This is a genomic window from Streptomyces sp. CRN 30 (assembly GCF_034105845.1).
Genome location: NZ_JAVRHI010000088.1, coordinates 14,214 through 40,854 on the forward strand (window position 1 = coordinate 14,214; position 26,641 = coordinate 40,854).

Below are 26,641 nucleotides of genomic sequence, written 5' to 3' on the forward strand. Positions count from 1 at the left end.
AGTCTTGTCCCGTGCCCGAACCCGAAGCCAGCAGGCCCCCCGCCGCAGAACGTTCCGTACACCCGCACGCCGCGACCCTGAAGCGGCTGGAGCAGTCGTCCGGGTCGCTCGCCGCGCAGGCGATCGCGCGGATGGACGAGACCCTGCCGTGGTACCGGGCCATGCCGCCGGAGAACCGGTCCTGGATCGGGCTGGTCGCCCAGGCGGGCATCGCCGCCTTCACGGAGTGGTTCCGCCGCCCGGACACCCCGCAGGCCATCTCCACCGACGTGTTCGGCACCGCGCCGCGCGAGCTGACCCGGGCGATCACGCTGCGGCAGACCGTGGAGATGGTGCGGACCACGATCGAGGTGATGGAGTCCGCGATCGACGAGGTCGCGGCGCCCGGCGACGAGTCGGTGCTGCGCGAGGCGCTGCTCGTCTACGCGCGGGAGATCGCCTTCGCCACCGCGCAGGTCTACGCGCAGGCCGCCGAGGCCCGCGGTGCCTGGGACGCGCGCCTGGAGTCGCTGGTGGTGAACGCCGTGCTCAGCGGGGAGGCCGACGAGGGGGCCGTGTCCCGGGCCGCGGCGCTCGGCTGGAACTCGCCGGAGCATGTGTGCGTGGTGCTGGGGACGGCGCCCGACGGGGACTCGGAGCTGACGGTGGAGGCGATCCGCCGGGCCGCCCGGCACGCCAAGCTCCAGGTGCTGACCGGGGTGCTCGGCAGCCGGCTCGTGGTGATCGCGGGCGGCAGCGACAACCCCCTCGCCGTCGCGAAGTCCCTGATCGGGCCGTTCGCGCAAGGTGCCGTGGTGGCCGGTCCCGTGGTGCCGGACCTGCTCGCCGCGACCCGGTCCGCGCAGGCCGCCGCCGCCGGTCTGAAGGCGGGCGCGGCCTGGCCGGACGCGCCGCGTCCGGTGCTGGCCGACGATCTCCTGCCGGAGCGCGCGATGGCCGGGGACCCCGCGGCGCGCGACCAGTTGGTGGAGGAGATCTACAGACCGCTGGAGGAGGCCGGCGCGGCGCTCCTGGAGACGCTGAGCGTCTACCTGGAACAGGCCAGCAGTCTGGAGGGGGCCGCCCGGATGCTGTTCGTTCACCCCAACACCGTGCGCTACCGGCTCCGACGTGTGACTGATGTCACCGGCTGGTCGCCTTCCGATGTACGATCCGCCTTCACCCTGCGGATCGCGCTGATCCTGGGGCGTCTGGCCGATGGCGATCCCCGAACCTAGTCTTTTGTCGGGGGTCCACAAAACCCCTTCACGTTCTTCGTCCCTGTCCCCACGGGCGGCCACGCCCGTTCCCAAGAGAGAGTGTGAGAGTGCTCGTACTCGTCGCTCCCGGCCAGGGTGCCCAGACGCCCGGCTTCCTGACTGACTGGCTCCAGCTCCCCGGCGCCGCCGACCGCGTCGCCGCGTGGTCGGACGCCATCGGCCTGGACCTCGCCCACTACGGGACCGAGGCCGACGCGGACGCGATCCGTGACACGGCCGTCGCCCAGCCGCTGCTGGTCGCCGCCGGGATCCTGTCGGCCTCGGCACTGGGTGCCGTCTCCGACCTCGCGCCGGGCGCGGTCGCGGGCCACAGCGTCGGCGAGATCACCGCCGCCGCCTTCGCGGGCGTCCTCGACGACACCGCCGCGCTGACCCTCGTGCGCAAGCGCGGCCTGGCGATGGCCGAGGCCGCCGCCGTCACGGAGACCGGCATGTCGGCGCTGCTCGGCGGCGACCCCGAGCTGAGCGTCAAGCACCTGGAGAAGCTCGGTCTGACCCCGGCGAACGTCAACGGCGCCGGTCAGATCGTCGCGGCCGGCACCCTGGAGCAGCTCGCCGCGCTGAACGAGGACAAGCCCGAAGGCGTCCGCAAGGTCGTCCCGCTGAAGGTGGCCGGCGCCTTCCACACGCACCACATGGCTCCGGCGGTGGAGACACTCGCCGAGGCCGCCCGGGGGCTGTCCCCCGCCGACCCCGCCGTGCCCTACGTCTCCAACAAGGACGGGCGGACCGTCGCAGGCGGCGCCGAGGTCCTGGACCGGCTGGTCGGCCAGGTCGCCAACCCGGTCCGCTGGGACCTGTGCATGGAGACGTTCAAGGAGCTGGGTGTCACGGCCCTGATCGAGGTGTGCCCCGGTGGCACCCTGACCGGGCTGGCCAAGCGCGCGCTGCCGGGCGTGAAGACGCTGGCGCTCAAGTCCCCCGCCGACCTCGACGCCGCCCGCGAGCTGATCGCGGAACACGGTGCGTGAGAAGGAGCCCGAGTAGCATGTCGAAGATCAAGCCCAGCAAGGGAGCCCCGTACGCGCGCATCCTCGGTGTCGGCGGCTACCGCCCCACCCGGGTGGTGCCCAACGAGGTGATCCTGGAGAAGATCGACTCGTCCGACGAGTGGATCCGCTCCCGCTCCGGCATCGAGACCCGGCACTGGGCGGGCCCCGAGGAGACCGTCGCCGCGATGTCCGTCGAGGCGTCCGGCAAGGCGATCGCGGACGCCGGTATCGATGCCTCGCAGATCGGCGCCGTGGTCGTGTCGACCGTGTCGCACTTCAGCCAGACCCCGGCCGTCGCGACCGAGATCGCCGACAAGCTGGGCACGGACAAGGCCGCCGCGTTCGACATCTCGGCGGGCTGCGCGGGCTTCGGCTACGGCCTGACGCTGGCCAAGGGCATGATCGTCGAGGGTTCGGCGGAGTACGTCCTCGTCATCGGTGTCGAGCGGCTCTCCGACCTGACCGACCTGGAGGACCGGGCGACGGCCTTCCTCTTCGGTGACGGCGCGGGCGCGGTCGTCGTCGGCCCGTCCAAGGAGCCGGCGATCGGCCCGACGGTCTGGGGCTCGGAGGGCGACAAGTCCGAGACGATCAAGCAGACCGTGCCCTGGGACGCGTGGCGGATCGGCGACGTGTCCGCTCTGCCCCTCGACCGCGAGGGCAACGTGAAGTTTCCTGCGATCACGCAGGAGGGCCAGGCGGTGTTCCGCTGGGCCGTGTTCGAGATGGCGAAGGTCGCCCAGCAGGCGCTGGAAGCGGCCGGAATCAGCCCGGACGACCTTGACGTCTTCATCCCGCACCAGGCCAACGTGCGGATCATCGACTCGATGGTGAAGACGCTCAAGCTGCCGGAGCACGTCACGGTCGCCCGTGACATCCGCACCACCGGCAACACCTCGGCCGCCTCGATCCCGCTCGCGATGGAGCGGCTCCTGGCGACCGGCGAGGCGAAGAGCGGCGACACCGCACTCGTCATCGGCTTCGGGGCGGGTCTCGTCTACGCCGCGACGGTCGTTACCCTCCCCTAGGCACTCCGTGCCGGATCATGCGTCCGGTACGGGCACACACCGCCACACCCCCTTACGGAACACAACGAAGGAGCGCCCTCATGGCCGCCACTCAGGAAGAGATCGTCGCCGGTCTCGCGGAGATCGTGAACGAGATCGCCGGCATCCCGGTCGAGGACGTCCAGACGGACAAGTCCTTCACCGACGACCTGGACGTCGACTCGCTGTCCATGGTCGAGGTCGTCGTCGCCGCCGAAGAGCGCTTCGACGTCAAGATCCCCGACGAGGACGTCAAGAACCTCAAGACCGTCGGTGACGCGACCGAGTACATCCTCAAGCACCAGAGCTGATCCACCCGGTCAGCGTCCTGGGCTGAACTGCCCCGCCACCCGGCGGTGGCGCCGTTCCCCGTGAGCAGCGGGGATGGTCCTCCTCGTATCCGTTGGAGAAAGATTTCCCGTGAGCCCGACCAATCGCACCGTGGTCGTCACCGGTATCGGCGCAACCACACCGCTGGGTGGCGACGCAGCCTCTACCTGGGAGGGCCTGATCGCCGGCAAGTCCGGCGTCAAGCCCCTTGAGCAGGAGTGGGCCGCCGAGCAGGCGGTCCGTATCGCCGCGCCGGTCGCCGTCGAGCCGACCGAGACCATTCCGCGGCCGCAGGCCCGCCGCCTGGACCGGTCGGCGCAGTTCGCGCTGATCGCCGCCAAGGAGGCGTGGGCCGACGCCGGCTTCGAGGCGAAGGCCGGCGAGGACGGCAGCGTCGACCCCGACCGGCTGGGCGCGGTCATCGCCTCCGGCATCGGCGGCGTGACGACCCTGCTCGACCAGTACGACGTGCTGAAGGAGAAGGGCGTACGCCGCGTCTCCCCGCACACCGTGCCCATGCTGATGCCGAACGGCCCCTCCGCCAACGTGGGTCTCGCCGTCGGCGCCCGCGCGGGCGTGCACACCCCGGTCTCCGCCTGCGCGTCGGGCGCCGAGGCCATCGGCTACGGCATCGAGATGATCCGCACCGGGCGTGCCGACGTCGTCGTCGCCGGCGGTACGGAGGCGGCGATCCACCCGCTGCCCATCGCCGCGTTCGGCAACATGATGGCGATGTCCAAGAACAACGACGACCCGCAGGGCGCGTCGCGTCCCTTCGACACCGGCCGGGACGGCTTCGTCCTCGGCGAGGGCGCCGGCGTGATCGTCCTGGAGTCCGCCGAGCACGCCGCCGCGCGCGGTGCCCGGGTCTACGCCGAGGCGGTCGGGCAGGGTATCTCCGCCGACGGCCACGACATCGTGCAGCCCGAGCCGGAGGGGCGCGGCATCTCCCACGCCCTCCAGAACCTGCTGGACAACACCGGCCTGGACCCGGCGGAGATCGTGCACGTCAACGCGCACGCCACGTCGACGCCGGCCGGTGACATCGCCGAGCTGAAGGCGCTGCGGAAGGTGTTCGGCGAGGACGTCGACCACATGGCCGTCTCCGGTACGAAGTCCATGACCGGGCATCTGCTGGGCGGGGCGGGAGGTGTCGAGTCGGTCGCGACCGTACTCGCGCTGTACCACCGGCTGGCGCCGCCGACGATCAATGTGCGGGAGCTGGATCCCGAGGCCGCGGCCAACGCGGACATTGTCCGCGGGGAGGCGCGGAAGTTGCCCGTGGACGGGCGGATCGCCGCGTTGAACGACTCGTTCGGGTTCGGTGGGCACAACGTGGTTCTGGCGTTCAGGTCCGTGTGATCTCACTGGCGTGAGAGTGATGGCCCGGTCCCTTGTCTTAGGGGGTCGGGCCGTCGTCGTGTCACGGGTGCGGGTGCGTCGTGGCTGGTCGCGCAGTTCCCCGCGCCCCTTAAGGGGCGCTTCACCTGCGCGGCATCGAAAAGTTAGACCACCTGGTGGAGCCAGCGGACCGGGGCTCCCTCTCCCGCGTATCTGAAGGGTTCGAGTTCGTCGTCCCAGGGTTTGCCGAGGAGGCGGGCGATGTCGGACTGGAGGTCCGTCTCGCCGGTCCGGGCCCGGGTCAGGGCGGCGCGCAGGCGGTCCTCGGGGATGAGGATGTCGCCGTGGATGCCGGTGACGGCGTGGAAGATGCCCAGGTCGGGGGTGCAGCTGTAGCGCTCGCCCTCGTGGGACGCGCCGGGCTCGGCGGTCACCTCGAAGCGCAGCAGCTGCCAGCCGCGCAGCGCCGAGGCGAGCTGGGAGGCGATACCGGCCTGGCCCTGCCAGGAGAACTCCGAGCGCCAGGTGCCGGGGGCGGCGGGCTGCCGGATCCAGTCCAGGCTGACGCGCGTGCCGAGCACGCTCGCGACGGCCCACTCGACGTGGGGGCAGAGCGCGCGCGGAGCGGAGTGCACGTACAGAACTCCACGTGTCGTCACCGGAACCTCCGGGCAGAGCGGGACATCTCGGAACGGGGCGAGCGGCAGCGGCCCGGCGGGCCGTGTTGATGGCGAGGCTACCGTGCGGGGGCGCGAGGAGTGTGACGTACCGTCGGTCCCGGTAGCGGGAAACCTTCACCGTTCACCCGGCAGGACGCTTGTACGGGTGTGAGCCGTTGCTCCGCGCGCCCCGGGGAACCCTGACGGGGTCTCATGGGTTGAAGAGCGTGGGAGAGCGAGCTGGAGGGACGGGACGCGCATGGGAGTGGGGACGTACCGGGGCGGACCGGGCCGCCGTCGCGCTCGGGCCGTGTTCGCCGTCCTCGCCGCGGCTGCCGTAGGGGTCACGGGGTGTGACGTCGTGGGCGGGGATTCCCCCGGGTCGGGGGCCGGCAGCGCGAAACCCTCTCCGGCGCGCACTCCGGCGTGGGACACGAGTCCGGCGTCGGTCGCGGCGGTCGGCGACTCCATCACCCGCGGCTTCGACGCCTGCACGGTCCTGTCGGACTGCCCGGAGGTCTCGTGGGCGACGGGCGACCGGGCGGCGGTCGACAGTCTCGCCGTCCGGCTGCTGGGCAGGGAGCGGGCCGCCGAGCGGAGCTGGAACCACGCCGAGACCGGCGCCCGGATGGCGGACCTCGCCGGGCAGATGGCCCGCGCGGCGGCGCACCGGCCGGAGCTGGTGACGGTGATGGCGGGGGCCAACGACGCCTGCCGGGCGACGGCGGAGGCGATGACCCCGGTGGCGGAGTTCCGTACGCGGTTCGAGGAGGCGCTGCGGGTCCTGCGGGCGAAGGCGCCCGAGGCGCAGGTGTACGTGGCGAGCATCCCGGACCTGAAGCGGCTGTGGTCCCAGGGGCGGACCAGCGTGCTCGGCAAGCAGGTGTGGAAGCTGGGGATCTGCCCCTCGATGCTGGGCGACGCGGACGCCGTGGACGCGGCGGCCACGGAGCGGCGCGCGACCGTGGAGAAGCGGGTCGACGACTACAACGAGGTGCTGCGGGACGTCTGCGCCGAGGACCGCCGGTGCCGTACGGACGGCGGCGCGGTCCACGCGTACCGGTTCGGTACGGGGCAGCTGAGCCACTGGGACTGGTTCCACCCGAGCGTGGACGGGCAGGCCCGGCTGGCGGCGATCGCGTACCGCGCCGTCACCGCGAAGACGTCCTGACCCCGGCCGTGTCCTGGTGTCCTAGAGTTCCGCACATGAACGAACTCTTCGGAACACTTTCCGACAGCACCCCCGTCCACCGCTGGACCCTGGAGCGGGCGGGCGTGCGGGTACGGGTCCTGTCGTACGGCGGGATCGTGCAGTCCGTCGAGGTCCCCGACCGGGACGGGCGGAGCGCCGACGTGGTGCTGGGGTTCGCCGGCCTGGAGGGGTATCTCGCCCATCCGGAGCCGTACTTCGGCGCCCTGGTCGGGCGGTACGCCAACCGGATCGCGGGGGGACGCTTCACGCTGGACGGGGAGACGTACACCCTCGCCCGCAACAACTGGCCGAACGCGCTGCACGGCGGGGAGCGCGGCTTCGACCGGTACGTGTGGGACGTGTCGCCGGTGGAGCACGGGGTGCGGCTGCGCCGGGTCAGCCCGCACGGCGAGGAGGGCTTCCCGGGGCGCCTGGAGGTGTCGGCGACGTACACGCTGGACGAGGACGGCGCCCTGAGGATCGCCTACGAGGCGGTCACGGACGTGCCGACGGTGGTGAACCTGACCAACCACAGCTACTTCAACCTGGGCGGGCGCGAGGCCGGTCACGCGGGCGGGCACGAGCTGCGGCTCGCGGCGTCGCGGATCACCCCGGTGGACGAGGGCCTCATCCCGACCGGTGACCTCGACGACGTGTCCGGGACGCGGTTCGACTTCCGTCAGGCGCGGAAGACGGGGTCGGGGTACGACCACAACTTCGTGCTGGACAAGGGGGTGACGGAGGCCGCCGAGGAGGTCGCGGAGGTGTACGACCCGGCGTCCGGGCGGGTGCTGACCGTGGCGACCACCGAACCGGGCCTTCAGCTGTACACCGCCGACCACCTGGGCGAGCCGTTCGCGCCCGGCGACGGGATCGCGCTGGAGACGCAGCACTTCCCCGACTCGCCGAACCGGCCCGACTTCCCGAGCACCGTGCTGCGGCCGGGCGAGGTGTACCGGTCGGAGACGGTGTACGGCTTCTCGGTGCGCTGACGCCGCAGGGTTCCAAGCCCCGGCCCGGTCGTCAGGTCCGGGCCGGGGCTGATCGAACGGGCCGCCGCTCGACCGGCAGCCCGCTCTGCCTCAGACCGTAATCGTCGCGGTGATCCGGCGGTCCGCGATCGAGCGCCCGGCCTGGAGTTCGTACGAACCCTTCACAAACGACCAGGTGCCCGCCGCCTCGTCCCAGGTCTCGAACGCGCGGCGCGGCAGCTCGACGGTGGCCTCGGCGCGTTCGCCGGGGGCGGCCTCGACGGTCGCGAACCCGGCGAGGACACGGGCGGGCCGGGTACTGTCCGGTACGGCGGGGGCCAGGTAGAACTGGACGACCTCGCGGCCGGAGCGGTCGCCGGTGTTGCGGAGGCGGACCCTGACGGTGGTGCCGGAGACCTGGAGCGAGTCGTAGGTCCAGTCGGTGTAGCCGAGGCCGTGGCCGAACGGGTAGGCGGGGGTGCGGCGTTCCCGCTCCCAGGCGCGGTAGCCGATGAAGACGTCCTCCGTGTACGGGAGTTCGCCGTTCTCCGGGACGACCCGGGTGACCGGGGCGTCGTCGAGGGAGCCCCAGGTGGTGGGGAGCCGGCCGCCGGGCTCGTGGGCGCCGGTGAGGACGTCGGCGAGCGCCGCGCCGCCTTCCTGGCCCGGGAACCAGGACAGCAGGACTGCGGCGACCTCGTCCCGCCAGGGCAGTTCCACCGGGGAGCCGGAGTTGACGACCACGACGGTGCGCGGGTTGGCGGCGGCGACGGCGCGGACCAGGTCGTCCTGGCGGCCGGGGAGCCTGAGGTCGGTGCGGTCGAAGCCCTCGGACTCGACGCGTTCGGTGGTGGCGACGACGACCACGGCGGTGTGCGCGGCGCGGGCGGCCGCCACGGCCTCGGCGATCAGCTCGTCCGGGTCGCGGACCGGCTCGGCGTGGCAGAGCGAGAAGGTGATGACCTTCATGGCGAGGTCGTCGGGGAGTTCGACGGTGTAGCGGAGGCTGACGTCGACCGGCCGCCCGGCGGTCAGCTCCACCTCGGCGCGGGGCTCCGGGGCGCCGAAGAAGGCCAGGAAGGGGTCCTCCTTGGCGGGGCGCTGGACGTCGTCGAAGTACGTCGTGCCGTCGACGGTGAGGGCGAAGGCGCCCATGCCCTTGATGCCGAAGGTGTGGGTGCCGGTCTCGCGCGGGGTGAAGGTGCCGGTGAGTGTGACGGTGTGCAGCCTGTCGTGGGTGACTCCGGCGGGGAGGTCGGAGCCCATCCACTGGACGTGGCCGTCGGGGGCGGTGGCGGTGCCCAGGGTCGCGCCGTCGGCGTCGTGGCAGACGGCGCGCAGGTCGAAGCCCTTGGCGGCGACGGCGAGTTCGGTGTTCGGGTCGGCGCCGACGGCGTAGGTGAGGGTGCCGTCGGGGAGGGCATCGGTGAGGCCGTCGAGCGGGGAGACGACGTGCGCGGGGAAGACGGTGGCGGAGCCGCCGCCGAGGACGCGGGCGTCGCGGGCGGCGGCGCCGATGAGGGCGACCGAGCGGCCGGGCTCCAGCGGGAGCACCTTGGCGGCGCCGGCACGGGTCTCGTTGCGGACGAGGACGAAGGAGCGGCGGGCGATCTCGCGGGCGAGGGCCGCGCCGTCGACGGGGGCGGGCACCTCGGTGACGACGGGTGCGGCGCCCTCCAGGGCGCCGACGCGGGCGGCGAGCCGCAGGACGTTGCGGACGGCCTCGTCGACCTCGCTCTCCTGGACCTGCCCGGCGCGCACGGCCCGCGCGAGGGCGTCGCCGTAGACGGTCACCGGGCCGGGCATCGCCACGTCGAGGCCGCCGCGCAGGGCGCCGGTGGTGGAGCGGGCGGCGGTCCAGTCGGAGACGTTGAAGCCGTCGAAGCCCCACTCGCCGCGCAGCACGTCCTGGACGAGACGGCGGTGCTCGGTCATCGTCGGGCCGTTGACGGAGTTGTAGGCGGTCATGACGCCCCAGGGGGAGGCGTCGGCGACGATCATCTCGAAGGGGGTCAGGTACAGCTCGCGCAGCGCGCGCTCGGAGACCAGGTTGTCCACGGTGAAGCGGTCGGTCTCGGCGTCGTTGGCGACGAAGTGCTTGACGGTGGTGCCGACGCCGCCGGACTGGACGCCGGTGACATAGCCGGTGCCGATGCGTCCCGTCAGGTACGGGTCCTCGCTGTACGCCTCGAAGTGGCGGCCGCCGAGCGGGGAGCGGTGCAGGTTGACGGTGGGGGCGAGCAGGACGTGGACGCCCTTGCGGCGGGCCTCCTGGGCGAGCAGGACGCCGGCGCGGCGGGCCAGCTCCGGGTCCCAGGACGCGGCGAGCGCGGTCGGCGAGGGCAGCGCCACGGAGGGGTCGTCGGCGCTCCAGCGCACGCCCCGTACGCCGATCGGGCCGTCGGACATCACCAGGGAGTCCAGGCCGATCTCCGGGAGGGCCGGCAGGGACCACATGTCCTGCCCGGCCAGGAGCCGGGTCTTCGCCGCCAGGTCGAGTTTGCCGAGGGCCGCCTCGACGGCCTCCTCACGGGCCGCCTCGGGCCCTTGGGGCACCGCTGTATCCGCCACCGCTCCACCTCCGCGTAGTGAGCCGCTCCGTCGGTCACATCCTGCACCCGACCCCTGGTGATCGGTAGGTTTCGTGACCTTGCTGTGATGTGGCGCTCCTCCGTATGCCGTACCGTGACGCCCATGACGACCAGGGCGAAAGGCGCGGAACGGCGCGCGGAGATCGTGCGGGCCGCCCTGGAGGTGATCGCCGAGCGGGGGTACCGGGGCGCGAGCCTCGCCGCCGTCGCCGAGCGGGTCGGGCTCACCCAGCAGGGGCTGCTGCACCACTTCCCCACCAAGGACGCGCTGCTCGTCGCGGTACTGCGGGAACGGGACCACTGGGACGCGCTGCCCGGCGGACGGCTCCGCCTCGACCTGCTCTCCTCGCTGGTCGAGTACAACGCGATGCGGCCGGGGATCATCCAGACCTTCTCCGCGCTGCTCGGGGAGAGCGTCACGGAGGGGCATCCGGCGCGCGGGTACTTCGCGGAGCGGTACGGGGAGGTGCGCGGCTCCATGGCGGAGCTGCTGCGCGCGGAGTACGGCGACCGGCTGCCGAGCGGCCTGACGCCGGAGCGGGCGGCGCCGCTGCTGGTGGCGGTGTTGGACGGGCTGCAGTACCAGTGGCTGCTCGATCCGGAGTCGGTGGACATGCCGGCGGTGTTCCGGGACTTCCTGACGCTGCTGGGCGAGTCCTCCTGAGCAACGCCCCGTAGCGTGCGTCACTCGCGTCACGCGATACTGCGGCCATGACCGGCATAGGCGTGCAGATCGGCGGAGTCGCCCTGGCCCTGGTGGCGGGGCTGGCGGCACCGGTGGCGGCAGCGGCGGACGCTCCCGCGGCCACCACGGTGGAGGAGGAACGACTGGACCGGGCGGTGCCGCGGGAGATCCTGCGGCGCTCCGGATTCGACGCGGTGACACCGGCGTTCGCCCGTGCGCTGGACCGGGCGGACTCCTACGCGCAGGCGCGGCGGACCGTCGTACGGCAGGGGTCGGCGCTGTGGCGGCGGACGGTGGACCGGGTGCAGGGGCGCGGCCCGGCCCGCGGCGACCTGCCGCGCGACGACGACCGGCCGCTGTACTGGGCACGGCTCGGGATGACGCGGGAACTGCGCGGCTGGGACCCGGAGTTCGGGGTGTCGGAGCGGCAGCGGGCGGCGCTCCTGGAAGCGCTGGAGCGGACGTCGCGCGGGCAGGACGACATCCGGCTGCCCCGGAAGGCGGAGCCGGGCGAGAAGGGCCTGAAGCGGGTCCTGGTGACCGGCTTCGACCCGTTCACGCTGGACCGGGACATCCGGATCTCGAACCCGTCCGGGGCGGCGGCGCTGGCGCTGGACGGCACGGTGATCGAGACGGCGGACGGCCCGGCCAGGGTGGAGACGGCCGTCTTCCCGGTCCGCTGGGACGACTTCGCGGCCGGCGAGGTGGAGCGGGCGCTGCGGCCCTATCTGCCCCGGGCCGACCTCTTCACCACGGTGAGCCAGGGCCGCGTGGGCCGGTTCGACGTGGAGCGGACCAACGGGGCGTGGCGGGGCGGCTTCGCCGACAACGAGAACGTGGAGCGTACGGGCGTGGTGCCGGTCGCCGACCCGGCGACGCAGCCGCAGTGGACGACGACCACGCTGCCGTACGCGGAGATCGTGGCGGCGGACACGGGGCGGTTTCCGGTGTACGACAACACGAGTGTGACGGAGGTGCCGGCGGGCGGCACCGCGTCGGTCGTCCGGCCGGACGGGCCCACCCCCGGGTCGGCGGCGCGGGCCGGCGGGGGCGGGGACTATCTCTCCAACGAGATCGCGTACCGGGTGACTCTGCTGCGCGACCGGCTGGGGCTGGGGGGCTCGTTGCCGGGTGGGCATGTGCACACGCCGGTGCTCCAGTTCGCCGCCGGGAACACGACGGAGGTCGTCGATGACGAGTTCGTCCGTAACCGGGGGGACATCGTGGCGCAGGTGCGGGAGGTCGTGGCGGTGGCCGCCGGGGTGGGGTGACGGAGGGGGGACGGTGGGGTGACGGGGGCCGTGCGGGTGGGGTGACGGGTGCGGGTGCGTCGTGGCTGAGCGCGCAGTTCCCCGCGCCCCTTACGGGGCGCTGGGGACCTGAGCGTGTTCCTCTGTCCCCTTCGTCTCCTCGTTCAGGAGGTCGCGGGCCATCAGGGTCGCGCCCGCGACCGCGCCCGGCATCAGGAAGACCGCGACGACCGGGATCAGGAAGGCCAGGCCGAGAGGGGTGCCGAAGCCCCAGGCGAGCATCTTGCGGGAGCGCAGGAGGGTGAGGCGGTCGCGCATCTCGATGCCGCGGCGCTGGAGGGCGACGGAGGTCAGTTCCTCGGTGAGGAAGAAGCCGGTGACGAAGAAGCCGACCACGGGGACGACCGTCTGGCCGACGACCGGGATGAAGCCGAGCGCGAAGAGGAGTACGCCCCAGACCGCGGCGCGGACGAGGAGGCGGAGGCTGTCGCGGCCGGAGATCCACAGGTCCCGCCAGAGCGGCAGGCCGGACTCGGGGGCGGTGCCGTCCGGGGAGACGTCCCGGTCGACCTGCTCGGAGATGCCGTCGTAGAAGGGCTGGCCGATCAGCAGGGTCACCGCGGTGAAGGTGAGGACGGCCAGCAGCAGGGCGAGGGCGAAGAGGACGGCGGTGAGCAGGCCGCGGAAGAGGCCGAGCCACGGGCTCGACCAGTCGTCGGCGAAGGGTGTCGCCCAGCCGACGAAGTCCGCGCCCCACAGTGCCAGCGCCACCAGCGCCGCCGCGTACAGCACCAGGGTGATCAGCCCCGGAAGCAGCCCGAAGCCGTAGCTCTTGCCGTGCCGGGCCACCCAGCGCTGGCCCTTCAGCAGATGGCCGAATCCCGCCCCAAGATCACGCATGGGGGGAAGCCTAGCGGCCGGGTCCGCGCCCCAGGGGAACGGTCAGACAAGCGTGACCGTGATGTTGCCGCGGGTCGCCTTGGAGTACGGGCAGACCTGGTGGGCCTTGGCCAGGAGGTCGCGGGCGGTGGCGGCGTCCACGGCCGGGACGGCGGCGGAGATCTCGACGATCAGGCCGAAGCCGTCGTCGTTCTTGCCGATGCCGACCTTCGCGGTGACGGTGGAGCCGGTGATGTCGGCGCCCTCCTGGCGGGCCACGACGGCGAGGGCGCCCTGGAAGCAGGCGCTGTACCCGGCGGCGAAGAGCTGCTCCGGGTTGGTGCCGGCGCCGCTGCCGCCCATCTCCTTCGGCGGGTTGACGACGACGTCGAGCTTGCCGTCGTCGGTGGAGACCCGGCCGTCGCGGCCGTTCTCGGCGGTGGCGACGGCGGTGTACAGGACCTCGGACTGCGTGATCGGCATGCGGGTGCCTTCCTCCTCGATGCCATTATCTCGTTGTACGGAAGAAAGTTACCGCATGCCGAAACCGCCGGGAAGGTGCCGACGGTGCCGAAGGTGCCGTCTCAGAGCTTGACGATCATCTTTCCGGTGTTGTCGCCGCGCAGGACCCCGAGGAACGCCTCCAGGTTGTTCTCGATGCCCTCGACGAACGTCTCGCGGTACTTGAGCTTGCCCTCGCGGACCCAGGGGCCGACCTCCTCGACGAACTTCGGCTGGAGGTCGTAGTGGTCGCCGACGAGGAAGCCCTCGATGCGGCCGCGGGTCTGGATGAGACGGGCGAGGTTCTTCGGGCCGGGGGCGGGCTCGGTGTTGTTGTAGACGGAGATCATGCCGCAGACGGCGATCCGGCCGTTCCGGTTGAGGGAGCCGATCGCGGCCTCCAGGTGGTCGCCGCCGACGTTGTCGAAGTAGACGTCGACGCCGTCGGGGGCGGCGGCGCGGAGCTGCTTGCTGACGTCGCCGTCCTTGTAGTTGAAGGCGGCGTCGAAGCCGTACTCCTCGGTGAGCAGCTTGACCTTCTCCGCGGAGCCGGCCGAGCCGATGACGCGCGAGGCGCCCTTCAGCTTGGCGATCTGGCCGACCAGGCCGCCGACGGCGCCCGCGGCACCGGAGACGAAGACGGCGTCGCCCTCCTTGAAGGAGGCGGTGCGCAGCAGGCCCGCGTAGGCGGTGAGGCCGGGCATGCCGAGGACGCCGAGGTACGTCGAGAGCGGCGCGACGTCGGGGTCGACCTTGACGGCGTTCTTGGCGTCCACGGCGGCGTACTCGCGCCAGCCGAACCAGTGCAGGACGCGGTCGCCGACGGCGATGTCCTCGGCGTTGGAGGCGACGACCTCGCCGACGGCACCGCCCTGCATGGGCTGGTTCAGCTCGTAGGGGGCGACGTAGGACTTGGCTGCGCTCATCCGGCCGCGCATGTACGGGTCGACGGAGAGGAACTCGTTGCGGACCAGGACCTGGCCGTCACCGAGGGCGGGGAGGTCCGTCTCGGCCAGCGTGAAGTCCTCCTCCTTCGGCCAGCCGACGGGGCGGCTCAGCAGGTGCCATTCGCGGTTGACGGAGGGGAGGGCGGGGGACTCGGCCATGGCGGGTGCCTTTCGTGGTCGCTTGTCGCGGGGGTCGAAAATACTTTCACTTGCTTCACTACCTGAAACAACAGTGCGACTGAATATTTCAGGTTGTCAAACAATAGGTACCCTGGAGCCATGGCCGCACCGCATCAGACCCGCCGACACGACCCCCTCACACTGGAGGTCGTCCAGCTCATCGGCGAGGCCGTGGCCCGTTTCCACGCGGAGTACGAGGAGGCGGCGTCCGAGCACGCCCTGACCGGCGCGCAGGCCCGCCTGCTGAGCCTGCTGGCCCTGGAACCCCTCCCGATGCGCCGCCTGGCCCGCAAGCTGCGCTGCGAGCCGTCGAACGTCACGGGCATCGTGGACCGGCTGGAGACGCGAGGGCTGGTGGAGCGGCGCTCCGACCCCGGCGACCGGCGCGTGAAGGTGGCGGCGGTCACGGAGGAGGGCCGCCGGGTGGCCCGAAGCCTGCGCGAGTCCCTGAACTTCGCGCGGGCACCACTGGCGGGCCTGCCGGAGGAACAGCGGGTGGCACTGCGGGACGCGTTGCGGGTGATGGTGGGGAGCTACGGGGGCGGGGGCGGGGACGGGGACTGAGCCGTCGCCGGGTGCCTTCACACCATGGGGAAGTCGTACCGCACCTCGTAGAGATGCCCGGCCTTCACCATGACCGTCACCTCGACGGGGTCGTCCGCGTCACCGTGGACGACCCGGAGGGTCCGCAGCACGGGCATGCTGCTGGTGAGGCGGAGGGCCTGGTACTGCTCCTGGGTCGCAATCCTGCGCGGACACGCGGTCCGCGCAGCTCCGAGAGGCACAGAGTTATGCCGTCCAGCCGATCCACGCAGTCCCAGTCCGCTGCACGGGGCGCCTCCCGGTAGGGAGTACTGCGTGAGTCTCGTACTGGACGGGTCGGTGATCCGGCTGGAGGTGCGGGACAGCGGCGCCCGCTGACGAGCAGGCGGCTACGTGCACCACCACAGGAACCGGTCGCAGGTTTCCGACGGTGAAGGTTCCGGGTCGGAGGAGGAGGGCGGCGGGTCCGTGGCCGGGGACGACGGGGACTCGTCCGCCGGGGTCGTCTCCTCGCCGGGGGACGCCGGGGCCGACGGGCTCGTGGCGTCCGGGGTGGAGGGGGCCGGGTCCTCAGGGGAGTCGGAGTCCGTCGCCCGCTCGGGGTCCGACTCGTCCGGGTCGGGGGACGCCGAGGAGTCGGAGGCGTCCGGTGACGCCTCGGTGGCGGATGCCTCGGCGGAGGTCGGGTCGGTCGACGGGGCGTCGGACGCGCCCACCGCGCCGGGGGACGCTGTGCCCCCGTCGGTCTCCGGTTCACCGGCCTCTCCCCCGTCGACGGACGGCTCGGACGTCGATGAGAACCCCGGTGTGTCCACGCCCAGTTCGGCCAGGCTCAGGCCGCCCGCCGCCAGTAAGAAGCCGGTGGTGATGAGCAGGGCGCGGCGGCGGCGCCTGCGGTGGGCCGCGGCTTTGCGGTCGCGTCGGCTGCCGGGCTCGCCGGGTTCCCCTTCATTGGGTTCACCGGGTTCACCGGATTCGCCGGACTCGGCGCCGGGTTCGGCACCGGTGGCGTCGGCGGGGGCGTCGGCGGCGGGCGCGCGCGTCGTTTTCGTGGCCGGCTCGGAGTCATAGGGCCGGCCGGAGGCCGGAGTACCGCACCCCGGGCAGGCCAGGGCGCCGTTCAGGTGCCGTTGGCACGGGTCGCAGTAGTCCATGTCGGGGGAAGGTTAAGTTCCGGGTCACCCGGCTTCCTAGAGGTGGCTGTGAAGGTTGTGTGGGAAACGGGCCGCAACCGGGTCCGGCAGGTTTCGAAAGTCATCGAAAGCGTTATGTGTCCGACCCATTGACACCCCCACCGCCCCCTCCTTACTGTCACGCCAGCATTTCGAACGAGTGACGAAATATCGAACGTAGCGAAGGGCAACTGCCGTGCGCATCACCGGAATCAGCACGCACGTGGTCGGAACGCCGTGGCGCAACCTCACCTACGTCCAGGTGCACACCGACGAGGGACTCACCGGGGTCGGCGAGACGCGGATGCTCGGGCACACCGACGCGCTCCTCGGCTATCTGAAGGAGGCCGAGGTCAACCACATTCTCGGCTCCGACCCGTTCGCTGTCGAGGACCTCGTGCGGCGCATGAAGTACGGCGACTACGGGCGCGCGGGCGAGATCGTGATGTCCGGTATCGCCGTGATCGAGATGGCCTGCTGGGACATCAAGGGCAAGGCGCTGGGCGTGCCGGTGTGGCAGCTGCTGGGCGGGAAGGTCACCGACAAGGTCAAGGCCTACGCCAACGGGTGGTACACGACCGAGCGGACGCCCGAGGCGTATCACAAGGCCGCCCAGGGGGTGATCGAGCGCGGGTACCGGGCGTTGAAGATCGACCCGTTCGGGACCGGCCACTTCGAGCTGGACCATCAGCAGACCCTGTACGCCGTCTCGCTGATCGAGGCCGTGCGGGACGCGATCGGGCCCGAGGCCGAGCTGATGCTGGAGATGCACGGACGGTTCTCGCCGTCCACCGCCGTGCGGCTCGCCCACGAGCTGGCGCCGTTCAAGCCGGCCTGGCTGGAGGAGCCCGTACCGCCGGAGAACCTCAAGGCGCTGAAGAAGGTCGCCGAGAAGGTCGACATGCCGGTGGCGACGGGTGAGCGGATCCATGACCGGATCGAGTTCCGGGAGCTGTTCGAGGACCAGTCCGTCGACATCATCCAGCCCGACGTCGGCCACATCGGCGGCATCTGGGAGACGCGGAAGCTCGCCGCCACCGCCGAGACCCACTACACGCTCGTCGCCCCGCACAACGTCGGCGGGCCCGTGCTGACCGCCGCCTCGCTCCAGGTCGGTTTCACCTCGCCGAACTTCAAGATCCTTGAGCACTTCAACGACTTCGCCGACGCGGACATCAAGAAGGTCGTGAAGGGGGCTCCCTACGTCGACCCGGAGGACGGGTGCTTCCACCTGTCCGACGCCCCGGGGCTCGGCGTCGAGCTGGACACCGACGCCGCCGCCGAGTTCCCGCAGCAGCAGGCCCGGTTCGACCTCTGGGCCGAGGGCTGGGAGCAGCGCAAGCCCAAGGGCACCCAGTGAGCGGCCACCACGTCGTCGTCCAGGGCCCCGGTGAGCACCGGCTCGCGGAGCACGAGTCGCGCGCACCCGCCGCCGGTGAGGCGCTCGTCCGCGTGCACGCGGCCGGTATCTGCGGCAGCGACCGCGAGGTGCACCAGGGGAACCGGCCGGAAGGGTACGTGCGGTATCCGCTCGTCCCGGGTCATGAGTGGTCCGGGACGGTCGAGGCGGTCGGGGCCGGGGTGCCGGACTCGCTCGTCGGGCGGAAGGTCGTCGGCGAGGGGTTCCGCAACTGCCAGGTCTGCGACCGGTGCCACGCGGGCGAGACGACGCTGTGCACGGCCGGGTACGAGGAGACCGGGTTCACCCAGCCGGGCGCGATGGCGCCGACGCTGACGCTTCCGGCCCGGCTGCTGCACGTCCTGCCCGACGACGCCGACCTCTCCGCCGCCGCCCTGCTGGAGCCCGCCGCCTGCATCGCCGCCGCCGCGCTGAAGGCGAACGCCCGGCCGGGTGAGCGGGTGGCGGTGGTCGGCACCGGCACGCTCGGCATGTTCGCCGTGCAGTTCCTCGCCGCCGCCTCGCCGGCCGAGCTGCTCGTGGTCGGCAGCCGGGACGACCGGGAGGCGCTCTCCCGGCAGTTCGGGGCCACCGATTTCCGTACGAAGAGTCAGCCGCTCCCCGACGACTTCGATGTCGTCGTCGAGACCGCCGGGTCCGCCGACGCCGCCCGGACCGCCGCGTCGCTGCTGCGGCGCGGCGGGCGGCTGGTGCTGACCGGCATCCCGGCGGCCGGTGCCGACGGCCTCGACCCGACCGATCTCGTGGTGCGGCAGCTGGAGGTGCACACCGTCTTCGGTGCGCCGCCGGACGCCTGGTCCCACACCGTGCGGGTCTTCGCCGCCGGGCTGCTCGACCCGCTGCCGCTGGTGACGCACGAGCTGCCGCTCGCCGAGTTCGGCCACGCCATCGAGCTGGTGGGGTCCGGCGATCCGAAGGTCGGCAAGGTTCTGCTCCGCCCTTAGGGGCCCTCAGCCGTACGCCGGTACGGGGGCGACCTGACGGCCCCCGTACCGGCGTACATCCCACGCCAACGCCCCGCCTGCCCCGTGCCGCGAACCTCGTCCGGCATACCGAACACGAAGGACAGCTTGTGACCGACGCTTCCGCCACGGCAGCCCGCCGGCCCGGTGAGCAGGCGCTCACCGCCCTCGGCCTGGGCGCCCCCGCCCTCGACCCCGCCGACGCCTCGCCGCACGCCTTCCCGGACGGCGGTCGCTGGCGCACCGAGGTCCCCTCCTGCGAGGGGCCCGAGGCGCTGGCGGTGGTGCTCAAGGAGTCCTCCCGCCTCGACGTGCCGATCCACCGGATCAGCCAGGGCAGCGGCGTGTGGATGCTCACCGACGCCGAGATCACCGAGATGGTCGAGGCCACCGCCGAACGCGACATCGAGCTGTGCCTGTTCACCGGGCCGCGCGGCACCTGGGACATCGGCGGGTCCACCCGTACCGACTCCGGCGGCGGAGGGACGCGGGCGCGCGGCCACGACGCCGTCGCCGGGTGCGTCGAGGACGCCGTGCGCGCCACCGAACTGGGCGTGAAGTGCCTGCTGGTCGCCGACGAGGGCGTGCTGTGGACGCTGCACCGGGCGCGGAGTGCCGGGATCATCCCCGCCGACACCACGCTGAAGGTCTCCGCGCTCGTCGGGCCGGTCAACCCCGCCTCGTTCGCCGTCTACGAGCGGCTCGGCGCCGACTCCGTCAATGTGCCGAGCGACCTCACCCTTGACCACCTCACCGAGATCCGCCGGGTGTCGGGGGCGCCGCTGGACATGTACATCGAGGCGCCGGACGATCTCGGCGGTTATGTGCGCATGTACGAGGTGGCCGAGCTGATCCGGCGCGGCGCCCCGATCTACCTGAAGTTCGGGCTGTCGAAGTCGCCCGGGATCTATCCGTACGGCCACCACCTGCGGGAGCTGACGCTGGCCACCGCCAAGGAGCGGGTGCGGCGCGGGCGGCTCGCGCTGGATCTGCTCCAACGGCACGGCGCCGAGGGGGAGATGGCCGCGCTGGGGTCCCGACTGCCCGGCTCGCTCAACCGGTTCGAGATCTCGTCATAACGTTCTGGAAACTCCCTTCTCAAAAGAAGACATGACCGCGCACAATCCGACACACCTCGTCTCGGTTCCTCCTCGCACACATCAAGGATGATGATCATGCGCAACCGCAGAGCCGCCATCGCCGCCATCGCCTCGGCCGCCTCCCTCGCCCTGACCCTGACCGCCTGCGGCCAGAGCAGCGAGGGCGGCAGCGAGGAGGACAAGGGAGGCGCGGAGGGCGCCACCATCGGCGTCGCGATGCCGACCAAGTCCTCCGAGCGCTGGATCGCCGACGGCAACTACGTCGTCAAGGAACTGGAGTCCAAGGGCTACAAGGCCAAGCTGGTCTACGGCGAGGACGACCCCGACCAGCAGGTCTCCCAGATCGAGAACCTGATCACGCAGGGCGTGAAGGCGCTGATCATCGCGGCCATCGACAACAAGTCGATGAACAACGTGGTGCAGCAGGCCAAGGACGCCGACATCCCGGTGATCTCCTACGACCGCCTGATCCTCGGCACGGAGAACGTCGACTACTACGCCTCCTTCGACAACGAGAAGGTCGGCGAGCTCCAGGGCAACTACATCCTGGAGAAGCTCGGTCTGAAGGACGGCAGCGAGAAGGGCCCCTTCAACATCGAGCTGTTCGCCGGCTCCAACGACGACAACAACACCCGGTACTTCTTCTCGGGTGCGATGAAGGTGCTCCAGCCCTACATCGACAAGAAGCAGCTGGTCGTGCGCTCCAAGCAGACCGCGCTCAACCAGGTCACGACCCTGCGCTGGGACGGCGGCACCGCGCAGAAGCGCATGGACGACATCCTGACCTCGGCGTACAAGAGCGAGCGGGTCGACGCGGTGCTCTCGCCGTACGACGGCATCTCCATCGGCATCCTCTCCGCCCTGAAGTCGGACGACTACGGGTCCAAGAGCAAGCCGCTGCCGGTCGTCACCGGCCAGGACGCCGAGCTGGCCTCGGTGAAGTCGATCATCGCCGACGAGCAGTCGATGACGGTCTACAAGGACACCCGCGAGCTGGCGAAGGTGTCCTCGAACATGGTCGACGCCCTGCTCAACGACAAGAAGCCCGAGGTCAACGACGAGAAGACCTACGACAACGGTGCCAAGGTCGTCCCGGCGTACCTGCTGGAGCCGGTCGCCGTCGACAAGGAGAACTACCAGAAGGTCGTCGTCGACTCCGGTTACATCAAGGAAAGCGACCTCAAGTAACCGCCGGCACCGAGTGATTGGAAGGCACGACCATGGCGGGACCCGTCCTGGAAATGCGCTCGATCGTCAAGACCTTTCCCGGCGTCAAGGCGCTGTCGGACGTCACGCTGACCGTCCGTCAGGGCGAGGTCCACGCCATCTGCGGGGAGAACGGCGCCGGCAAGTCGACGCTGATGAAGGTCCTCTCGGGCGTCCACCCGCACGGCACGTACGAAGGGGACATCCTCTTCGAGGAGCAGCCCTGCTCCTTCAAGGACATCCGGGCCAGTGAGCGGCACGGCATCGTGATCATCCACCAGGAACTGGCCCTGGTGCCCTACCTCTCCATCGCGGAGAACATCTTCCTGGGCAACGAGCACGCCGCCCGGGGCTTCATCAACTGGAACGACACGCTCCGCCACGCCACCGAGCTGCTGCGCCGGGTCGGCCTGGACGAGCACCCGGAGACCCGGGTCGCGGACATCGGCGTCGGCAAGCAGCAGCTGGTGGAGATCGCCAAGGCGCTGTCGAAGAAGGTGAAGCTGCTCATCCTGGACGAGCCGACGGCGGCTCTGAACGACGAGGACAGCGGAAAGCTCCTCGACCTGATCCTTCAGCTGAAGGAACAGGGCATCACCTCGATCATCATCTCGCACAAGCTGAACGAGATCCGCCGCGTCGCCGACTCGGTGACCATCCTGCGGGACGGCCGGACCATCGAGACGCTGGACGTGAAGGCCGAGGAGACCACCGAGGACCGGATCATCAGCGGCATGGTCGGGCGCGACCTGGAGCACCGCTTCCCCGAGCGCTCCCCGCACGACGCGGAGGACGGCCGCGCGCCGGCCCTGGAGATCCGCGACTGGACCGTGCACCACCCCATCGACCAGCAGCGCAAGGTCGTCGACGGGGTGTCGCTCAACGTCCGGCGGGGCGAGATCGTCGGCATCGCGGGGCTGATGGGCGCCGGCCGCACGGAACTGGCCATGAGCGTCTTCGGGCGCACCTACGGCCGGCACGCGGGCGGCACCGTCCTCAAGGACGGCACGGAGATCCGTACCAAGACCGTCTCCGAGGCGGTCGGGCACGGGATCGCGTACGTCACCGAGGACCGCAAGCACTACGGGCTCAACCTCATCGACACCATCGGGCGGAACATCTCGCTCAGTGCCCTGGGCAAGGTCGCCAAGCGGGGGATCGTCGACGAGCACGGCGAACGCCAGGTCGCCGAGGACTTCCGCAAGTCGATGAACATCAAGGCGCCGACCGTCTTCGAGCCGGTGGGCAAGCTCTCCGGCGGCAACCAGCAGAAGGTCGTCCTCAGCAAGTGGATCTTCGCGGGTCCGGACGTGCTGATCCTGGACGAGCCGACGCGCGGCATCGACGTCGGCGCCAAGTACGAGATCTACACGGTCATCGACCGACTGGCCGCCCAGGGCAAGGCGGTCGTCTTCATCTCCTCCGAGCTGCCGGAGCTGCTCGGCATGTGCGACCGCATCTACACGATGGCCGCGGGGCGGCTGACCGGTGAGTTCTCGCGGGCCGAGGCCTCGCAGGAAGCGCTGATGCGTCAGATGACGAAGGACAAAGAGGTAACCCGATGAGCACGGATGTGACCGCCAAGACGCCGGCTCCCGCGCCGGCCGGGAAGGGCGGAGGAGCCGGCGGCGACGGCCTGCTCCAGCTGATGCTGGACGGCATGCGCCGCAACATGCGGCAGTACGGCATGCTGTTCGCGCTCGGCCTGATCGTGGTGCTGTTCGCCATCTGGACCAACGGCGACCTGCTGCTGCCGCGCAACGTCTCCAACCTGGTCCTGCAGAACAGCTACATCCTGATCCTCGCGATCGGCATGATGCTGGTGATCATCGCGGGCCACATCGACCTGTCGGTCGGCTCGCTGACGGCGTTCATCGGCTCGATGGCCGCCGTGTTCATGGTGAAACACGACATCCCGTGGCCGCTCGCGCTGATCCTGTGCCTGGCGATGGGCGCGGTCGCGGGCGCGGTGCAGGGGTTCTTCATCGCCTACGGCGGGATACCGTCGTTCATCGTGACCCTCGCGGGCATGCTGATCTTCCGCGGTCTCACCGAGATCTTCCTGGAGGGCCAGACCCTCGGCCCGTTCCCGGAGGGCCTGCAGAAGGTCGCCAACGGCTTCCTCCCCGAGGTCGGCCCGAACACGAACTATCACAATCTGACGCTGCTGCTGGGCATCGCGCTGATCGCGTTCGTCCTCTTCCAGGAGTGGCGTGACCGCAAGCGGCAGCAGGACTTCGCGCTCGACGTCCTGCCGGCCAAGCTGTGGGCGCTGAAGCTGGTGGCGCTGGCCGCCGCGATCCTGGTCGTCACGATGCTGCTCGCCAGCTACAAGGGCGCCCCGATCGTCCTGCTGATCCTCGGTGTGCTGCTGGTCGGCTTCGGCTACGTCATGCGCAACGCGATCATCGGCCGCCACATCTACGCCATCGGCGGCAACCTGCCCGCGGCCAAGCTGTCGGGCGTGCGGGACAAGAAGGTCACCTTCCTGGTCTTCGTGAACATGGGCATGCTCGCGGCCCTGGCGGGTCTGGTCTTCGCCGCCCGCTTCAACGCGGCCTCGCCCAAGGCCGGCCTCAACTTCGAGCTGGAGGCCATCGCCGCCTCCTTCATCGGCGGCGCGTCGATGAGCGGCGGCGTCGGCACGGTCCTCGGCGCGATCATCGGCGGTCTGGTCCTGGGCGTGCTGAACAACGGCATGAACCTCGTCGGCATCGGCACCGACTGGCAGCAGGTCATCAAGGGCCTGGTGCTGCTGGCGGCGGTCGGCTTCGACGTGTGGAACAAGCGCAAGGTCGGTTCGTAGGTTCACTCCCGCACTTCCGTACAGGAGCCGCACATGGAACTGAGCAGACGCACGGTCATCGCGGGCGCGGCGGCGACGGGACTCGCCGCCGCCGCGGCCGGCGGCACGGCACACGCCACAGGAGGCAGGAAGCCGGTGAAGAAGCTCTTCGGCACACTCGCCGACGGCACGAAGGTCCACAGCTGGTCGCTGGAGAACGGCGGCACCCGGCTGAAGGTCCTCTCCTACGGCGGTGTCGTGCAGTCCCTGGAGATACCGGACCGGCGCGGCCGGTACGCCAACGTCTCCGCGGGCTTCGACAACCTCGACGACTACGTGGCCCGCAGCCCGCACTTCGGCGCGCTGATCGGCCGCTACGGCAACCGCATCGCCAAGGGCCGCTTCACGCTGGACGGCACCACGTACCAGCTCTCCGTCAACGACGGCGAGAACTCCCTGCACGGCGGCGCGCTCGGCTTCGACTACCGGGTGTGGGACGTCGAGCCGTTCACCAAGGGCTCCGACGTCGGCCTGTACCTGTACTACACGAGCGTCGACGGCGAGATGGGCTACCCGGGCACGCTGAAGACGAAGGTGACGTACACGCTCACCCGCTCCGGCGACTGGCGCATCGACTACGAGGCGACCACCGACAAGGCCACCGTCGTCAACCTCACCAGCCACGTGTACTGGAACCTGGCCGGCGAGGGCAGCGGCACCATCGAGGACCACGAGCTGTCGATCGCCGCGTCCCGGTTCACGCCCACCGACGCGGGTCTGATCCCGACGGGCGAGCTGGCGAAGGTCGCGGGCACCGCGTTCGACTTCCGCCGCGCCAAGCCGATCGGCCGGGACATCCGCGCCGGGCACCCGCAGCTGGTCCTGGCCAAGGGCTACGACCACAACTGGGTGCTGGACAAGGGCATCACCGCCCGCCCCGAGCACATCGCCACCCTGCGCGACCCGTCCTCGGGCCGTTCGCTGAAGATCGCCACCGACCAGCCGGGCCTTCAGTTCTACTCCGGCAACTTCCTCGACGGCACGCTGACCGGCCCCGGCGGCTCCGTCTACCGGCAGGGTGACGCGCTCTGCCTGGAGACGCAGCACTTCCCGGACTCGCCGAACCAGCCGTCGTTCCCGTCGACGGTGCTGCGGCCGGGCCAGACGTACCGGACGACGACGGTCCACTCGTTCGACGCGTAGGCCCCGGCAGTGACGGCCGTTCACAACTTCCTCACATGAGTTGAACAACGGCGTACGCCGGTCCGTATTGATGGGCGGCCCGTGCTCCCCCGCGCGGGCCGCCCAGCTACGGAGGTCCCCTTGGCCGGCAACGTCACCTCGCTGTTCCGCTCCACGGCGGCGCACAGTCCGTCGATGGCGGCGCTGGCCCGCGAGAGCGACGGGGCCGGCCCGGTGGACTTCTGCATCCCGTGCAACCCGTACTTCCCCACCCCGGAGATGTTCGAGGACATGGCGGGCCGGCTGCGGGACATCATCACGTACTACCCGAGCGGCGCTGACACCATCACCGCCGAGCTGTGCAGCCTGCTCCAGCTGCCGCCGCAGTGCGTGGCGATGGGCAACGGCTCCACCGAGCTGATCACCTGGATCGACCACCTGCTGGTCCGCGAGTCCCTCGCCGTGCCCGTGCCCACCTTCGGGCGCTGGACCGACCAGCCGATGGAGACCGGCAAACGGGTCGACATGTTCCCGCTCCAGGAGGCGGGCGGCTTCGCCCTCGACCTCGCGCAGTACGCCGAGTTCATCCGCGCCCGGGGCACGCGCGTCGCCGTCATCTGCAACCCCAACAACCCCGACGGCGGCTATCTGCACAAGCACGCGCTCGTGCAGTTCATGGACGCGATGGCCGACCTGGACCTGGTGGTGATCGACGAGTCGTTCCTGGAGTTCGCCGACGCGGAGACCGAACCGTCGGTGGTGCAGGAGGCGATGCTCCGCCCCAACGTCATCGTGCTGCGCAGCCTCGGCAAGAACTTCGGCCTGCACGGCATCCGCTTCGGCTACCTCGTCGCCAACCCGGCGCTCGCGGGCAAGGTCCGCTCGATGCTGCCGAAGTGGAACCTCAACTCCTTCGCCGAGCACGTGGTGTTCATGCTGAAGGAGCACGGCGCCGAGTACGCGCGGAGCCTGCACGAGGTGCGCCGCGACCGCCTCGACATGGCCGGCCAGCTCGCCGCCCTGCCCGGCCTCACGGTCTACCCCTCACAGGGCAACTTCCTCTTCGTGCGCCTTCCCGTCGGCGCCGAGGGCACCGTGGTCCGGGACCGGCTCCTCACCGAGCACCGGGTCCTGATCCGCGAGTGCGGCAACAAGATCGGCTCCTCCAGCCGCTTCGTCCGTCTCGTGGTCCGCCCCCAGGTGGACGTACGTCGCCTGGTGTCCGGCCTGGACCAGGTGCTCTACGGGACCAGGAGGGGAGCCGCCGGGCCCGAGCAGGCGACCGGGACCGGCTACAGCTCGGGCACGGCGGCGGTCGACCGCCTGGTCGGCGAGACCAACGGCTCCGGCATGCGGGGACTGGCCGCCCAGGCCACCGCCCCGCCCCTGACCGCCGGCACCGGCATGCCGCTCCCCGCCGCCGCCCCCGTCGCCCCCGCGGCGGGCGG

The 26,641-nt window shown here is 71.1% G+C and carries 23 protein-coding genes and 2 pseudogenes; 18 read left to right on the forward strand and 7 right to left on the reverse strand.

The features are described from left to right. The first annotated feature begins 11 nt into the window (after positions 1 to 11). From UW392_RS08115 to UW392_RS08135, 5 genes are all read left to right on the forward strand, one after another. Positions 12 to 1,217, forward strand: coding sequence for a helix-turn-helix domain-containing protein (locus tag UW392_RS08115; protein ID WP_320774198.1), 1,206 nt, complete (start codon positions 12 to 14; stop codon positions 1,215 to 1,217). An 89-nt stretch (positions 1,218 to 1,306) separates the two neighbouring features. After that, on the forward strand, positions 1,307 to 2,230 hold the full coding sequence (locus tag UW392_RS08120; RefSeq protein WP_320774199.1) for an ACP S-malonyltransferase: 924 nt from the start codon (positions 1,307 to 1,309) through the stop codon (positions 2,228 to 2,230). A gap of 17 nt (positions 2,231 to 2,247) precedes the next feature. Then, the gene (locus tag UW392_RS08125; protein WP_320774200.1) at positions 2,248 to 3,279 is read left to right on the forward strand and encodes a ketoacyl-ACP synthase III; all 1,032 of its coding nucleotides are present in this window, start codon (positions 2,248 to 2,250) and stop codon (positions 3,277 to 3,279) included. Between the two features lie 80 nt (positions 3,280 to 3,359). Further along, positions 3,360 to 3,608 (forward strand): acyl carrier protein, encoded by a 249-nt coding sequence (locus tag UW392_RS08130; RefSeq protein ID WP_320774201.1) that lies wholly within the window; start codon positions 3,360 to 3,362, stop codon positions 3,606 to 3,608. A 109-nt stretch (positions 3,609 to 3,717) separates the two neighbouring features. Continuing rightward, positions 3,718 to 4,989, forward strand: coding sequence for a beta-ketoacyl-[acyl-carrier-protein] synthase family protein (locus UW392_RS08135; protein ID WP_320774202.1), 1,272 nt, complete (start codon positions 3,718 to 3,720; stop codon positions 4,987 to 4,989). Positions 4,990 to 5,132: 143 nt separating this feature from the next. Here the strand turns inward: UW392_RS08135 and UW392_RS08140 are convergent, their stop codons facing one another. Beyond that, positions 5,133 to 5,627 carry a DUF3145 domain-containing protein gene (locus UW392_RS08140; RefSeq protein ID WP_320774203.1) on the reverse strand — a complete coding sequence of 165 codons (495 nt, stop codon included), beginning with the start codon at positions 5,625 to 5,627 and terminating at the stop codon, positions 5,133 to 5,135. Between the two features lie 259 nt (positions 5,628 to 5,886). Here UW392_RS08140 and UW392_RS08145 point away from each other — a divergent pair, with 259 nt between their 5' ends. Then, positions 5,887 to 6,798, forward strand: coding sequence for an SGNH/GDSL hydrolase family protein (locus tag UW392_RS08145; protein ID WP_320774204.1), 912 nt, complete (start codon positions 5,887 to 5,889; stop codon positions 6,796 to 6,798). Positions 6,799 to 6,833: 35 nt separating this feature from the next. After that, complete coding sequence (locus UW392_RS08150) at positions 6,834 to 7,811, forward strand: aldose epimerase family protein (protein ID WP_320774205.1); 978 nt, start codon at positions 6,834 to 6,836, stop codon at positions 7,809 to 7,811. A gap of 90 nt (positions 7,812 to 7,901) precedes the next feature. On the opposite strand, the gene UW392_RS08155 is transcribed toward UW392_RS08150, so the two are convergent. Beyond that, on the reverse strand, positions 7,902 to 10,361 hold the full coding sequence (locus tag UW392_RS08155; RefSeq protein WP_320774206.1) for a beta-glucosidase: 2,460 nt from the start codon (positions 10,359 to 10,361) through the stop codon (positions 7,902 to 7,904). A gap of 104 nt (positions 10,362 to 10,465) precedes the next feature. Between UW392_RS08155 and UW392_RS08160 the strand changes: the two are divergent. Then, positions 10,466 to 11,045: pseudogene (locus UW392_RS08160) on the forward strand (TetR/AcrR family transcriptional regulator). A 47-nt stretch (positions 11,046 to 11,092) separates the two neighbouring features. Further along, positions 11,093 to 12,337: a pyroglutamyl peptidase gene (locus tag UW392_RS08165; RefSeq protein WP_320774208.1), complete on the forward strand. Its 1,245-nt coding sequence runs from the start codon at positions 11,093 to 11,095 to the stop codon at positions 12,335 to 12,337. A gap of 90 nt (positions 12,338 to 12,427) precedes the next feature. On the opposite strand, the gene UW392_RS08170 is transcribed toward UW392_RS08165, so the two are convergent. The 3 genes from UW392_RS08170 to UW392_RS08180 form a co-directional block, all read right to left on the reverse strand. Continuing rightward, complete coding sequence (locus tag UW392_RS08170) at positions 12,428 to 13,216, reverse strand: EI24 domain-containing protein (RefSeq protein ID WP_320774209.1); 789 nt, start codon at positions 13,214 to 13,216, stop codon at positions 12,428 to 12,430. Positions 13,217 to 13,258: 42 nt separating this feature from the next. Then, the gene (locus tag UW392_RS08175; RefSeq protein WP_320774210.1) at positions 13,259 to 13,678 is read right to left on the reverse strand and encodes an organic hydroperoxide resistance protein; all 420 of its coding nucleotides are present in this window, start codon (positions 13,676 to 13,678) and stop codon (positions 13,259 to 13,261) included. Positions 13,679 to 13,779: 101 nt separating this feature from the next. After that, on the reverse strand, positions 13,780 to 14,802 hold the full coding sequence (locus UW392_RS08180; protein ID WP_320774211.1) for an NADP-dependent oxidoreductase: 1,023 nt from the start codon (positions 14,800 to 14,802) through the stop codon (positions 13,780 to 13,782). Positions 14,803 to 14,922: 120 nt separating this feature from the next. Here UW392_RS08180 and UW392_RS08185 point away from each other — a divergent pair, with 120 nt between their 5' ends. Then, positions 14,923 to 15,387: a MarR family winged helix-turn-helix transcriptional regulator gene (locus tag UW392_RS08185; RefSeq protein ID WP_320774212.1), complete on the forward strand. Its 465-nt coding sequence runs from the start codon at positions 14,923 to 14,925 to the stop codon at positions 15,385 to 15,387. A gap of 17 nt (positions 15,388 to 15,404) precedes the next feature. On the opposite strand, the pseudogene UW392_RS08190 reads toward UW392_RS08185, so the two are convergent. Beyond that, positions 15,405 to 15,600 (reverse strand): annotated as a pseudogene (locus tag UW392_RS08190) (UTRA domain-containing protein); the annotation flags it as partial. A gap of 155 nt (positions 15,601 to 15,755) precedes the next feature. Continuing rightward, entirely contained in the window at positions 15,756 to 16,520 is a 765-nt protein-coding gene (locus UW392_RS08195; protein WP_320774213.1) for a hypothetical protein, read from the reverse strand. A 214-nt stretch (positions 16,521 to 16,734) separates the two neighbouring features. Here UW392_RS08195 and UW392_RS08200 point away from each other — a divergent pair, with 214 nt between their 5' ends. From UW392_RS08200 to UW392_RS08235, 8 genes are all read left to right on the forward strand, one after another. After that, a complete protein-coding gene (locus UW392_RS08200; protein WP_320774214.1) occupies positions 16,735 to 17,898 on the forward strand; it encodes a mandelate racemase/muconate lactonizing enzyme family protein in 1,164 nt (387 codons plus the stop codon). Continuing rightward, the gene (locus tag UW392_RS08205; protein WP_320774215.1) at positions 17,895 to 18,902 is read left to right on the forward strand and encodes a zinc-dependent alcohol dehydrogenase; all 1,008 of its coding nucleotides are present in this window, start codon (positions 17,895 to 17,897) and stop codon (positions 18,900 to 18,902) included. The genes UW392_RS08200 and UW392_RS08205 overlap by 4 nt, the downstream gene beginning before the upstream one ends. A 128-nt stretch (positions 18,903 to 19,030) precedes the next feature. Then, complete coding sequence (locus UW392_RS08210; protein ID WP_320774216.1) at positions 19,031 to 19,999, forward strand: hypothetical protein; 969 nt, start codon at positions 19,031 to 19,033, stop codon at positions 19,997 to 19,999. A gap of 96 nt (positions 20,000 to 20,095) precedes the next feature. Further along, entirely contained in the window at positions 20,096 to 21,208 is a 1,113-nt protein-coding gene (chvE, locus tag UW392_RS08215; protein ID WP_414495772.1) for a multiple monosaccharide ABC transporter substrate-binding protein, read from the forward strand. Positions 21,209 to 21,240: 32 nt separating this feature from the next. Continuing rightward, positions 21,241 to 22,791 (forward strand): multiple monosaccharide ABC transporter ATP-binding protein, encoded by a 1,551-nt coding sequence (gene mmsA / locus UW392_RS08220; RefSeq protein ID WP_320774218.1) that lies wholly within the window; start codon positions 21,241 to 21,243, stop codon positions 22,789 to 22,791. Next, the gene (gene mmsB / locus UW392_RS08225) at positions 22,788 to 24,032 is read left to right on the forward strand and encodes a multiple monosaccharide ABC transporter permease (protein WP_320774219.1); all 1,245 of its coding nucleotides are present in this window, start codon (positions 22,788 to 22,790) and stop codon (positions 24,030 to 24,032) included. The genes mmsA and mmsB overlap by 4 nt, the downstream gene beginning before the upstream one ends. A 33-nt stretch (positions 24,033 to 24,065) precedes the next feature. After that, positions 24,066 to 25,214: an aldose epimerase family protein gene (locus UW392_RS08230; protein WP_320774220.1), complete on the forward strand. Its 1,149-nt coding sequence runs from the start codon at positions 24,066 to 24,068 to the stop codon at positions 25,212 to 25,214. A 120-nt stretch (positions 25,215 to 25,334) separates the two neighbouring features. Beyond that, positions 25,335 to 26,641: histidinol-phosphate transaminase (locus UW392_RS08235; RefSeq protein ID WP_320774221.1), on the forward strand; the 1,307-nt coding region annotated here is incomplete at its 3' end.